The sequence below is a fragment of the Mesorhizobium sp. WSM4822 genome (genome assembly GCF_055811155.1).
This window is the reverse complement of the sequence record NZ_JBVVQM010000007.1, coordinates 285,743-297,531: the sequence shown is the minus strand read 5'-3', so window position 1 is coordinate 297,531 and position 11,789 is coordinate 285,743. Positions and strand designations below refer to the sequence as shown.

The 11,789-nt window shown below is 62.4% G+C and carries 13 protein-coding genes; 7 read left to right on the top strand and 6 right to left on the bottom strand.

Translation table 11 applies throughout. The features are described from left to right. Nucleotides 1–6 precede the first annotated feature (6 nt). Together AC0L3E_RS18445 and AC0L3E_RS18440 are read left to right on the top strand one after the other, a co-directional pair. Complete coding sequence (locus AC0L3E_RS18445; RefSeq protein WP_013532021.1) at nt 7–207, top strand: type II toxin-antitoxin system HicA family toxin; 201 nt, start codon at nt 7–9, stop codon at nt 205–207. Nucleotides 208–211: 4 nt separating this feature from the next. Next, nucleotides 212–418 carry a type II toxin-antitoxin system HicB family antitoxin gene (locus AC0L3E_RS18440; protein ID WP_027036892.1) on the top strand — a complete coding sequence of 69 codons (207 nt, stop codon included), beginning with the start codon at nt 212–214 and terminating at the stop codon, nt 416–418. Nucleotides 419–748: 330 nt separating this feature from the next. Here AC0L3E_RS18440 and fghA read toward each other — a convergent pair whose 3' ends face one another. From fghA to AC0L3E_RS18410, 6 genes are all read right to left on the bottom strand, one after another. Beyond that, the gene (gene fghA, locus AC0L3E_RS18435) at nt 749–1,579 is read right to left on the bottom strand and encodes an S-formylglutathione hydrolase (protein ID WP_473605353.1); all 831 of its coding nucleotides are present in this window, start codon (nt 1,577–1,579) and stop codon (nt 749–751) included. Nucleotides 1,580–1,679: 100 nt separating this feature from the next. Continuing rightward, a complete protein-coding gene (locus AC0L3E_RS18430; RefSeq protein WP_473605307.1) occupies nt 1,680–2,489 on the bottom strand; it encodes a formylmethanofuran dehydrogenase subunit C in 810 nt (269 codons plus the stop codon). After that, a complete protein-coding gene (gene fhcD / locus AC0L3E_RS18425) occupies nt 2,486–3,394 on the bottom strand; it encodes a formylmethanofuran--tetrahydromethanopterin N-formyltransferase (RefSeq protein WP_473605306.1) in 909 nt (302 codons plus the stop codon). Before fhcD ends, AC0L3E_RS18430 begins: the two co-directional genes overlap by 4 nt. Beyond that, complete coding sequence (locus AC0L3E_RS18420; RefSeq protein ID WP_473605305.1) at nt 3,382–5,013, bottom strand: formylmethanofuran dehydrogenase subunit A; 1,632 nt, start codon at nt 5,011–5,013, stop codon at nt 3,382–3,384. Before AC0L3E_RS18420 ends, fhcD begins: the two co-directional genes overlap by 13 nt. Next, entirely contained in the window at nt 5,007–6,095 is a 1,089-nt protein-coding gene (locus AC0L3E_RS18415) for a molybdopterin-binding domain-containing protein (protein ID WP_027036897.1), read from the bottom strand. The genes AC0L3E_RS18420 and AC0L3E_RS18415 overlap by 7 nt, the downstream gene beginning before the upstream one ends. Nucleotides 6,096–6,212: 117 nt before the next feature. Continuing rightward, entirely contained in the window at nt 6,213–6,593 is a 381-nt protein-coding gene (locus AC0L3E_RS18410; protein WP_027036898.1) for a 4a-hydroxytetrahydrobiopterin dehydratase, read from the bottom strand. Between the two features lie 156 nt (nt 6,594–6,749). Here AC0L3E_RS18410 and AC0L3E_RS18405 point away from each other — a divergent pair, with 156 nt between their 5' ends. The 5 genes from AC0L3E_RS18405 (at nt 6,750) to AC0L3E_RS18385 (ending at nt 11,781) form a co-directional block, all read left to right on the top strand. After that, the gene (locus AC0L3E_RS18405) at nt 6,750–7,721 is read left to right on the top strand and encodes a beta-ribofuranosylaminobenzene 5'-phosphate synthase family protein (RefSeq protein ID WP_473605304.1); all 972 of its coding nucleotides are present in this window, start codon (nt 6,750–6,752) and stop codon (nt 7,719–7,721) included. Between the two features lie 29 nt (nt 7,722–7,750). After that, nucleotides 7,751–8,644, top strand: coding sequence for an NAD(P)-dependent methylenetetrahydromethanopterin dehydrogenase (locus AC0L3E_RS18400; RefSeq protein WP_128369862.1), 894 nt, complete (start codon nt 7,751–7,753; stop codon nt 8,642–8,644). 13 nt (nt 8,645–8,657) lie between these two features. Further along, entirely contained in the window at nt 8,658–9,752 is a 1,095-nt protein-coding gene (locus AC0L3E_RS18395; RefSeq protein WP_473605303.1) for an ATP-grasp domain-containing protein, read from the top strand. Continuing rightward, nucleotides 9,749–10,705, top strand: a complete 957-nt coding sequence (gene mch, locus AC0L3E_RS18390) for a methenyltetrahydromethanopterin cyclohydrolase (RefSeq protein ID WP_127269832.1) — start codon at nt 9,749–9,751, stop codon at nt 10,703–10,705. The genes AC0L3E_RS18395 and mch overlap by 4 nt, the downstream gene beginning before the upstream one ends. A gap of 128 nt (nt 10,706–10,833) precedes the next feature. Next, the gene (locus tag AC0L3E_RS18385) at nt 10,834–11,781 is read left to right on the top strand and encodes an ATP-grasp domain-containing protein (protein WP_473605302.1); all 948 of its coding nucleotides are present in this window, start codon (nt 10,834–10,836) and stop codon (nt 11,779–11,781) included. Nucleotides 11,782–11,789: the final 8 nt, after the last annotated feature.

The window sequence follows — 11,789 nt, the reverse complement described above, 5'->3', positions numbered from 1 at the left end:
GGTCTAGTGCCACCTCGGCTTACAGTTCGCGAGATCATTCGCCTGCTGGAGGCCGACGGCTGGTATCTGGTTGCAACCAAGGGCAGCCATCGCCAATATAAGCATGAAGTCAAAGCCGGCCGCGTCACCGTGGCTGGCAAGCCGTCTGAAGAGGTTGCGCCAGGAACACTGAACAGCATCCTCAAGCAGTCAGGTTTGAAGGAGTGATGACATGCGTTACGCGGTGGTGATTGAAAAAGCAGGAAGTAATTTCTCTGCCTATGTGCCGGACCTACCCGGCTGCATCGCGACAGGTGCCACTGTGCCTGAAGTGGAAACCGAGATTCGCGACGCAATACGCTTTCACATCGAAGGTTTGCGAGCCGATGGGCTGGATGTGCCCAAGGGTGTCAGCCTCGCGGAGTACATAGAGGCATAAAATTCCTGCAATCAGGATTCTCGGCATCTACCCCGCCGGCAACACCCGCAGCGTCTGCTCGTCAACGGCTCGTCCTGCCCCACGAATAGCAGCTTGCGCCCCTCACCCGCCGGCACCTCGAAATACTGGATCCCGTCAGGCATTTCGCCCCAGTCGCCGCACGGTGGCTCCGGGATTTCATCGAGGCTTGCTACCGCTTTCAGCTCTTTCGCATAGGCCGCGTTGGAGCTGAACGCTTAGCGTTTGACGGCGGCAGGCGCGGCGCCCTCGGTGTAAGGCGTCGGATTCGATAAGTTGTTTGCATCTGGCCGTGCCTTCGGCCTGCCCAGCTCAAAGTCTCTCGCCATGCCATCTCAGATGGTCGTCCATGAAGCTGGAGATGAAAAGATACGAGTGATCGTATCCATCCTGCATCCGCAATTTTAAAGGAATACCCGCTTTGGCGCAGGCCGCCTCAAGCAGCCAAGGCCTCAGCCCGTCGTCAAGAAATCCATCCGACGTTCCCTGATCCACCAAAAATTCAGGGAAACGATATCCGTCGTCGATGAGCGACGTCGCGTCGCAGGTTCGCCACGAGGCCTCATCCTTGCCGAGATATTTCTCAAAAGCCGGTCTCGACCAGCCGGCGGTGCTTGGCTGGGCGATCGGGGCGAACGCCGAGCAGCTCTTGAAACGTTGCGGATTCTTCAAGGCAATCGTCAGCGCGCCATGCCCGCCCATCGAATGGCCAAAGATTGCCTGGCGCGCCATATCGGCTGGAAATTCAGCCGCGATGAGGGCAGGCAACTCCTCGGTGACATAGGAATACATGCGATAGTTCTTCGCATAAGGCTCTTGCGTCGCATCGAGATAGAAGCCGGCGCCGGAGCCGAACTGCCAGTTGTCTTTTTCATCCGGAATGTCGGCCCCGCGCGGGCTGGTGTCGGGACAAACGACGATCAGGCCAAGCTCGGCGGCCATGCGCCTGTACTCGCCCTTGTCCATTACATTGGCGTGGGTGCACGTCAGGCCTGAGAGATACCACACAACGGGACAAGGCGCTTCCCGCGCCTGCGGAGGTATGAAAACGGCAAAAGTCATGTCGCAACGGCAACTCGTCGACAAATGGGAATAGACGCCCTGCACGCCGCCATGGGCTTTCGTTTGAGAGATGATTTTCATGTGTTCTCCACGTTGCGGGTCGGATAACGGTCGCCCCCTACTGCCACCCAGCGGCCAGCACTTGCGTCCTGCCATCGTATGGTTCCTGTGTCGACGGATCTCAGCGCGGAAAAAGAACCTCGCCCATTCCGAGCACTGCGTTATCCCCGCCATATTTGCGCGGTGCGCTCCCCAGAAGCGACCGTTTCAAAATGCCCTCGGCGATCAGATGACGATCAATGATGGCGGCGAAAACGCTCTCGGGCGCGCCGCATTCGACGAAGCTCGGCGACATGCGTGCCGGCGCGCGATCGAGAAGGATCGAACCGCGACGCATCAGATAGCCGGGCATCTCACCGGTGCCACCGGCCACCACCAGGGTGCCGGCGATCATGCGGCTGCCGGCATGGTCGCCGGAGCCTTTCAGCACCGCGATCAGGCCGCGCCGCATGCGGTCCGCCGCGAAGGCGCCCGCCTTGCCCCTGACGATCAACAACCCGCCGTTCATGCCGGCCAGTTCCCCGACGAGCGGCGCACCGAGGTGGTCGCCGGCATTGCCTGTTATCTCAAGCCTGCCGCCGCGCATGCCGGAGCCGGCGTATGGACCCGCATTGCCTTCGATCGTGAGCTCCCCACCGCGCATGGCGCGCCCGGCCTGGGCGCCCGCATTGCCAACGAGGCGAACCGACCCACCCCGCATGCCTTGCGCCACAAGGTCAAGGCGCGTGCTTCCGCCTTCGAACACGATGTTTGTCGGATCGCTGCCGGCGACGCGAAAAATGTCGCCCACCTTCGATCCGTGTTTCGACATGCCGATCCGGATTCTTTCGACGTCGCGCCTTTCGATCCCGGCCAGCCGCTCCGGCGTCAGCGGCGATAGGTCAAGGCGCTCCGGCGGCTCGGCAACCAGGGTGAAGGTCAGCGCCTTCATGGCAGCATATCCTTCAGCGAGTAGATGAATTTCCCGAGCTTGCCGCCGTAATTGCCGGCGCTGATCCGAACCGCGCCTTTTTTCGGTCCGAGCTCTATCACAGCCTTGATGCCGGCCTTCATCGCGGCGGCAACGGCATCATTGGTCTCACCATCGATGACGATTTCCAGGACGGCGTTGATGTCGGGACCGAGCTCACTCGCGACGACGCCGCGCAGCGTCGGCGCGTAGGCTTCGTTGGCCGAAGCGATCATGCCCTTGTATTTGCCACCTATCTTGGAACCCGAACGGGCAATGCCGCCCGGAAACGGCACGATGGCGCCGGGCACCATGTCGATCGCGCCGACAGCGGCCTCGGCAGCGGCCAAAGCATTGGCGCTGCTTTGCGCCATGACAAAGAAATTGCCGCCACCGACAGCTTCCTTCGTCAGTCCGGTCGTTGCTTCGCACAGGAACTCGCCATCCATGACGGGAATACGCCAGAAATGCCTGTCGCCGATCTTCTTGGAGATTTGCCAGCCGTCGCCGAAATAACGCAGCGCCGAACCGAGCTTGAGCTCGGCGCTGCCCTGCAGCCCGGCAAAGCAGGCGGAACCCGGCGAGGTCAAAACGCACTGGCCGACACGATTGAGCAGTTGCTTCTGCAATTCGTCCGTTCCCATGGCGAAAATCATGACGCGGCAGCCCGGCCGGCCATCCGGTGTGGCCGATGGCGGCAGGTCGAGATCGATTGCCGCTTCGCAGCCGCAACCGATCACCGAGGTGGCGAAGCCGGTCATCGTGATCGCCGCCTGGCGAGCCCATTTCCGGCTCGGCGCGGTGATGACGATGGCGGTCGCGCGCATGCCGAAGGCTTCGGCGAAGGTATCGTCGATCGTCATCCCATTGACGCTCATGTTCGGCATGGCACCTCGCCGAATGGTTGTTCGCGCGCAATCGAGGAATCCGGAAAATTGAACCAGTCCAGCGACAGGCCGTAGCGCTGCTGGTGATAGTCCTCGAGCCGTCGCACCATTGCCTTGTCGACAGGCGGCTTGAGCCTCAACGCCTTGCCCCAGCGGTAATGGATGATTTCCCCGTCTTGCACGACGAGATCGCCATCCTTGAAAACATACGCCGCCTGTCCGAGCATTTTGGCGATACTGCGGTCCCTGCGATAGACAGCGATGTCGGCTATTGCACCGGCGCCGAGATGGCCTCGATCCGTCAAGCCGAGCAGCTTGGCCGGCGCCGCGCGCGTCATGATGGCGATTTCCTCGAACGTGTATTCGCGGTCGATTGCGGCCAAGGTAGAGAGCGCCAGGGCGGATCGTGAAAGTCCAGCGGTCATTTCGGCGCGCGCTTCCCGGCTCATCAGCAGTTCGAACAGCGCCGGATAAGCGGTAAAAGGTGCACCGTTGGGATGATCGGTGGTGAAGAACACACGCCAGGGATCGTCGATCAGGAGAAAAAGCTCGAGCCCGATCGCCCACTGCATCGTGCCGTAGAAGTCCTTGCCATAGCTGTAGGGCACGATGCCGCCGCCATTGCCGTCACCATCATGAATGACGGTCTTTTTCGGGTGCGCGCTGCCACGCGCCGAAAACTGCCGCATGACGTCGGAGGAGACCGTGACCGTCTGGCCGAACATGACCTGGCCGATATCGATGGTGACTTCCGGCGTCGCGTTGACCAGTTCGGCAAGCCGTGCGGCGGCGGAAGAAAACCCGCGTTTTCCTTCCGTGCCATAGCCATAGAACTGGAGGTGGGCGAGATGCAGCGGCAGCCCATCCGCCGCTGCGATCGTCGCAGCCGCCGTATCCGCCGATCCAGGGCTGCCCAGATTGTTGCAATGGACATGCAGGGGATGGGGCAGGCCAAGACTGTCGACGGCGGCCTGCAGCGTCTTGACGATCTTGCGCGAACTGACGCCATAGGAAGGCACGACATCGTCCAGCGAGAAGGTGCGGACGTTCTCCTTGAACGCGGCCGCCGCACCGGCGTTGATCACCTTGACCCCAAGCGCTCGCGTCGAAGCGACCGTCCAGGCGACATAGTCCTCGATCATCGTCGAGGGGGCGTCGTCGCGGATCATCGACAACAGGAAATCGTCATTGCCGAGAATGGCGAGGGTTGCCTTGTCGATGATCGGGATGTCAGCCAGTTCGAGATGCGTGTGAAGCGCCGCTCCCGGCGACATCGCCGGCTCGACCACCGTCGTAAAGCCCATCTTTGCGTAGAGGCAGCCCGTCTGGAACGTCGACCATCCGGCATTGGAGAGCGGCGTCATTGCTGGCCGCAACTGATGGGCGGCATGCTGTTCGGGCAAGAGCAGCCGCGCGGTGTTCACATTGCCGCCGCCAATGTGGGAGTGGATGTCGATGGCGCCAGCCATCACGATGCAGCCGCTGGCTTCTATGGTCCGGTCGGCCGCCCCTCCCGCCGGCGCCGGGACGATCTTGTCGTCCTTGATCCAGAGGTCGCCTTTGCCGAGACGGCCGTTGACGGGATCGATGATGTCGCCGCCGGCGATTTTCGTCAGCATGGCAGTGGCTCGGCGAAAGCGTGGGTAGCGATCAGGCGGATGATCGTCGCGGCGGAGGGCAATTGCGAGGCCGCTTGCGCCTCGGTCGACCTGAGCGAGCCCGTGCGGCTGGAATAGACAACCGCATCGTGATCAAGCCCAGCCTCGCCGATGGCGATGGTGACTGCGGCACCGGCAACCGGCTCTTGCGTTTTCGTCAACGCAATCAGTGCCATGCGGCGCTTTTTTTCCTTCGGTTGGGCCGTTGCGGCGGAGATCCGCAGGTGCAGGTCGGCTTCGCCGGCAGCGATCATGCGCGCCACATCGCAGCGCCAGGGATCGAATTCCGGGAAGCCGCGCGCAAAGCCGGTGCGCAGCGGAAAACCTGTCATCCAGGCCGAGGCGAGCGTGCTACCCCAGCCGTTTTCGTTCGCCGGCAGATGAAGGCCGGATGCGCGCGAGTTGCGATTGAGATCGGCGATCAGTCCTTGCAGCATCTCCAATGCCAGGCCTTCGGCGGCGTGGCCTGAAAACAGGAACACGGGAAAACGCGCGGCCGCCAGAGCTTTGGCGAAATCATTGAAATTCGACACCGGTTGCGATGTACGCCGCCCTTTGTACTGTGCTCTCAGTGCCGCCAGCGTGGCGGCGAGGCTAGCTTGGCCACAGGAAAGTCGCGTTGCCTCGCGCCCGCCGTTCAGCGGCGGCACAGACATCCCGTTCGGGCCTACCACGAAGAACGCGCGCTGGTTCACGGTCGAGAGGTCGGGAACCGTCCCGGCGAGTTCGCCAACAAGACCATGATGGATCCGCGGGAGCTCGCCCACGATCACCACGACATCGGCACGCCGGCGCGTCTCTCCGGGGGCGACGGTCATTGCCCCCTTGTCCGTAAAAAGCGCAGTCTCCCGGGCAAGTGCCGCGCCATCGGCGTGGTCGTATGCCGCGCCAGCCCTCTCAGCCAGCGCGATCGCCGCCCTCGTGCCGTCTATATCCGTATCAAAGCTGAAAACCGGGCACCGACTTGACGACAGTAGCGACGCGGCATGCGCAGCCGCGCGCTCAATCAGCGCTTCCCGGTTGCCGATCCAAGCAACCGCCATTCGCTAAACTACTTTCTGGTGCCGGCCCGATCCTAGACGAAACTGGATTGGCCGTGAACCCCACCTTGCAGCGGATCAGCGAATGTTTTCATACGCGTCAACAAATTCCGACCCTGCCTAGTCATATTTGACATAAGCGAAGCGTTGATCGGTCAGCGGAGTGCCCTCCAGTGCCCCGCCTTCCTTGGCCGGCTGCCACTGGACAACATCCTCGATCTTTTTCGCCAACTCGAAATCCTTGTCGGTAATGCCTTTCGCCGCGTGGTTCATCAGGCGCACCTCGACCCAGGCATAGGAGGCGGTGATATCGGGATGGTGCCACGCCGCCTCGGCGAGATGGCCAACCGTGTTGATGACCATCAGCGTCGATTTCCAGCTGTGGGTCTTGTATTTGCGCCGGATCCAGCCGTTTTCGTAGCGCCATTTTGGCAGCTCCTTCTCAAGCCGCTCGGCGATCTCGGCTTCCGAATAGACCTTTTCCTTGACTGTCTCGTTCATCTCGACCTCCGCGAATTGCTCGGTCTGTCTACACGCCGGAGCCAGCAAACACGTGGATGCATTCTCTTTGGCTTGCCCCATCGACGAAAACAGTTATCATGGTACCGGGCACCTAAACTTCCATGCTGCATCCATGATGCACCCATCGGGGGGCAGATGTCGAATTCTGTTACCATACGAGTGCCCGCTCGCCTGCACCTTGGCTTCCTTGATCTCAATGGCGATGCCGGACGGCGGTTCGGCAGCGTCGGGCTTCCATTGAGCGAACCCGAAACCGTCGTCACCCTGTCGCGGTCCGGCGAAACCATCGTCGAAGGCTCCGAGAGCACCCGCGCCAGCGAGCATCTGTCGACGCTCTGCAAGCATCTCGGCATTCGCGGCCATCACCATCTGGTGGTCGAGCAGTCGATCCCCAGTCATGCGGGTCTGGGATCCGGCACGCAGATCGCCCTTGCCGTCGCCTCGGCGTTGCGCACTCTCCACAATTTGCCTCTGGACATCGCCGGCGATGCGAGCCTGCTCGAGCGGGGCGGCCGATCCGGCATCGGCATCGCAAGTTTCGAAGACGGCGGCGTCATAGTCGACGCCGGCAAGAACGACCGCGGCGGAACGCCTCCGGTCGTCGCGCGGCTGCCGTTTCCGGAAGAGTGGCGCGTCATCCTCATCCTCGACCATTCAGGGCATGGACTGCATGGCGCTGCCGAGGTCGCGGCGTTTCGTTCGCTGCCGCCATTCCCAACGGCAGGCAGTGGGGAGATCTGCCGGAGGGTGCTGATGGGCATTATGCCGGCTTTGGTCGAGCGGGACCTTCCGGCATTCGGCGCCGCCGTCACCGCGATACAGATGCTGATCGGCAGCCATTTCGCCCCGGCGCAGGGCGGCGTGTTCACCTCGAAGCGGGTCGAGACGGCGGCCCACCGTCTCAATGAAGCAGGCGCCGTCGGCATCGGCCAGAGTTCCTGGGGGCCGACAGGCTTTGCCTTCGCGCCATCGCATGATTCCGCACTCAAGTTTGTCGACGCGGTTCGGAAGACGACAATTGAGGACGGCCTTGAGATCAAGATCGTCAAGGGCAGGAACTCCGGCGCGAAGATCAGCTCAACCAGGCTGAATCTCGTCGGCAGCTGACGCTCCCGTTTCAGGCAGAAAGGCAAGAAATGGCCCGCAAACACATCCTGCACATGCTGACACCGTTGAAGCAGATGAGCCCATTCGACGTGAACATGGCCCTCGACGCCGGTTTCGACGCCGTCGTCCCCTATGTCGATGTAGGCCTCGCCGAAGTGACAGGCCTGGTCCAGGACGCGATCTTTTCGCGCCCGCCGGATGCGGGTGTCGACACCGGCATCTTCATCGCCGGGAAGGATGCCTCGTTGGCGCTCGACATGTTCGACGCCGCGAAGAAGGCGATGGTGCCGCCTTTCCAGGTTTCGGTGTTTGCCGATCCGGCCGGCTCGTTCACCACGGCCGCGGCGATGGTGGCCAAGGTCGAAAAGGCGCTGGAGAAGAAATTCCAGCGTGCGCTCAGGGATACGAGGGTAGCTGTTTTCGGTGCCACCGGCGTCGTCGGCTTCTGCACCGCCGTCATCGCGGCAGGGGAAGGTGCCCGGGTCACACTTGTCGGCCATGACGGCATCGAGAGGGTCAAGCAGATCGCGGCCGAGATCGAAAGCAGATTCAACATCATCGTCGATGCCGCTGACGGATCGAGCGACGCCCGCAAGACAAAGCTGGTCGAGGCGAACGAGATTATCCTGGCTTGCGCCAAAGCTGGCGTCCAGGTGGTCTCAAAAGCCCAATTGAAAGGCAATGACCTGCTTATTGCGGCCGACGTCAATGCCGTTCCCCCGGCCGGTATCGAAGGATTGGCCGTCAATGCCAATGGTGATCCACTCGAAGCGGCAAAAGCTGTCGGCATTGGTCCGCTTGCCATTGGCAATGTCAAATATAAGGTCGAATTCGGTCTCTTCAAAAGAATGATCGAATCCGAAAAGACGATCACGCTCGATTTTCAGGAAGCGTTTTCCCTTGCACGCGAGATTGCCAAGTAACGCCGGATCTCTCTTGATCGCGGCAATTTCAGGCCGGGCGCTGGCCGCCGCCGCGCGTCGCGCCGGCTATCGTCCGCTGGTTGCCGATTTCTTTTGCGATACGGACACCGTCGCGCTCGCAGAACGTGCGACGATGCTGCCGGGCGACCTGCAGAGGGGCATCGACGGCGAGCGCATCGTCGACACGCTTCGGCGATTGGCTGGCGACGGCCAGCCGGTCGCCATTATCCTGGGCTCAGGGTTTGAGCGGATGCCTGAGACCGTGGACGAGATCGCGCGACACTTTCCGCTCGCAGGCAATGGCGGCGCCGCAATCCGCAGGATCAAGGATCCGCAGTTGCTGGCCGATGATTGCGCCGAACTTGGCATCCCGCATCCGCAATTGCGATGGGACCAGCCGCCTGATCGGGAGAACTGGGTGGTCAAGACCGCGGGCGGCGCCGGCGGCGGGCACGTCAGACGAGCAGCCGGAGAAAGCCCGACCGCCGGCCGCTATTTCCAGCGCTTCGTTGCCGGACGCAGCATTTCGGCCCTGTTCGTCGGCAACGGGCAAACCGCGCACGTCGTGGGCTTCAGCCGACAATGGACGTCCCCCTCCCCGACAGCGCCCTATCGCTACGGCGGCGCCGTGCGGTTGAGACGCTTCGCTCGCAAACAGGCGGCGGTGATCGGCGGTTGGCTCTCAAGTCTGACGCGGCGCGCCGGCCTGGTTGGATTGTGCAGCGCCGATCTTATCCGCGGGCCGGACGGCTACAAGTTCATCGAGATCAATCCGAGGCCGGGCGCCACCCTGGACATTTTCGACGATGTCGACGCGCCATTGATCGAAGCGCATCTGCGCGCCGCGACGGGTCAGGTCTTCCGCTTGCCGCGCTTCGTCGATTCGATGGCGTCGATGGTGACTTACGCCGCGACGCCAATCACTCACTTTCCGTCGATCGCCTGGCCTGAATGGACAGCGGACCAGCAGTCGGCTGGCACCCGTCTGATTGCCGGCGACCCTGTCTGCACGGTCTTCGCGCGCGGGCCGAGCGCCCAATCGACCAAGCGACTCATCAAGGGACAAGCCAGTCAATTGCAACTCCAATGGGAAGGAGACCGGACATGAAAGACGGTTCGGCATTCCTGAACGACAATGCACAGCGCATCGTTGACGGCATGATCGGCGACGCCGAACGCCTGCGCATCGTCGTTTCCAGGGGGCCATTGGGCGAGCGCCTGATCGATGCCGGCGCCAAGACCGTAGGCAGCGTCGAAGCCGGGCTGCGCATGGCTGAGGCCGCGATGGGCGGTCTCGGCAGCGTTTCTGTGTTCATGGATCGCGCGTCACAGCAATGGCCGTTCACTGTCGAAGCGCGATCTTCGCAGCCGGTGCTAGCCTGCCTGGGCAGCCAATATGCGGGCTGGAACCTGTCTGGCCAGGACTATTTCGCGATGGGATCTGGGCCGGCGCGCGCCCTCGCCCGGGTCGAACCGCTGTTCGAAACACTTTCCTATCGCGACATCGCATCGTCCGCGGTGCTTATCCTTGAGACGGCCGAACCGCCTCCCCGCGCGATCGTTGAGAAAGTGGGCAAGGCAACTGGACTGGCGATGGAAAAGCTCACCTTCCTCTATGCGCCGACACAAAGTCTTGCCGGCAGCGTGCAGATCGTTGCGCGCGCGCTCGAGGTTGCCCTGCACAAGATCAACGATCTCAAATTCCCGCTGGAGAACGTTGTCGACGGCATCGGAACGGCTCCGATCCCCGCCCCCCATCCGGATTTCCTGACCGCCATGGGCCGAACCAACGATGCCATCATCTATGGCGGCAGCGTCCAGCTCTTCGTGAAAGGATCGGCGAAAGAGGCTGGCAAACTCGCGGAAAAACTTCCCAGCAGCGCCTCACGGGACTACGGCCAACCCTTCGCCGAGATCTTCGCGCGGTTCAAGGGCGATTTCTATGCCATCGACCCGCTGCTGTTCAGCCCGGCCGAAGTGATCGTGACAGCGATCGAAACCGGCGATACGTTTCGCGCCGGTCGGCGTGATCTGAAAATGCTCGAACGAAGTCTCGGCTAGAGCATGGCGGTGCCAAGGGATTCGTCCGTCATTCGCCTGCCCGACGACTGCATTTCGTGCAGCCCCGACGCGGCCATGGGGGCGCGGGATCGCTCGCGCCTCCCGCGTTCCAGTATCCGAGGCGCCACATGATACCTCGCATCCTGATCGTCAGCGACAAAGTGGACACCGGCTCCAACGGCCTGGCGGCAGGGCTTGGTCGGCGGGGCGCGGCCGTTGCAGCCGTGCCGTTGGCGGCGATCGCATTCGACACAAGCAGCCCGAGCGGACTTTCGATCCCCGGCTTCGGCGGCACGCTGCCCGACGCCGTGCTCGTTCGTTCGATTGCCGCCGGATCGTTCGAAGCGATTACCCGGCGCCTCGGCGTGCTGCACGCGTTAAGCAGACTGTCGGTTCCCGTGTGGAATTCCGCGCAGGCGATCGAGCGCTGCGTCGACAAGTCGATGACGACATTCCTCTTGAAAAATGCCGACCTGCCTACGCCACGCACCTTTGCCGTAGAAGGACTTGCCGTGGCCGCGGAGATCGCGGCGCAAGAGCTTCCGCGGGGACCGCTGGTGCTGAAACCATTGTTCGGGGCGCAAGGCCGCGGGATAAAGCTGATCCGCACGCTCTCGGACTTGCCGGCCGCAGAAGAGGTGAACAGCGTCTACTACCTTCAGCAATATGTGTCGCGTGCCGGTCCGCCTTTCCGGGATTTCCGCGTCTTTGTCTGCGCCGGCGAGACCGTGGCGATGATGAGCCGTATCAGCGACGACTGGATCACGAACGTCAACCGGGGTGGTGTGCCGGAACAGGTTTCCGAACATGGCAAGGCGGAACTGGCATCGCTGGCTGTCGCTGCGTCAGCCGCGGTCGGCGCGGATTTTGCCGGCGTGGACATCGTGCGGGCTGAAGACGGCAATCTGTTCATACTCGAAGTGAACAGCATGCCCGCCTGGTCGGGATTGCAATCTGTGGTCGCCGTGAACATCGCCGAGGCAATCGCCGATGCCTTGCTGAAACTCCTGACCGACCGCGCCGAAGCGGCCGCCGCGCCCCGGCCCTACCGTTTTACCGCGCCTGCGAATTCGTGAGGGCCGCT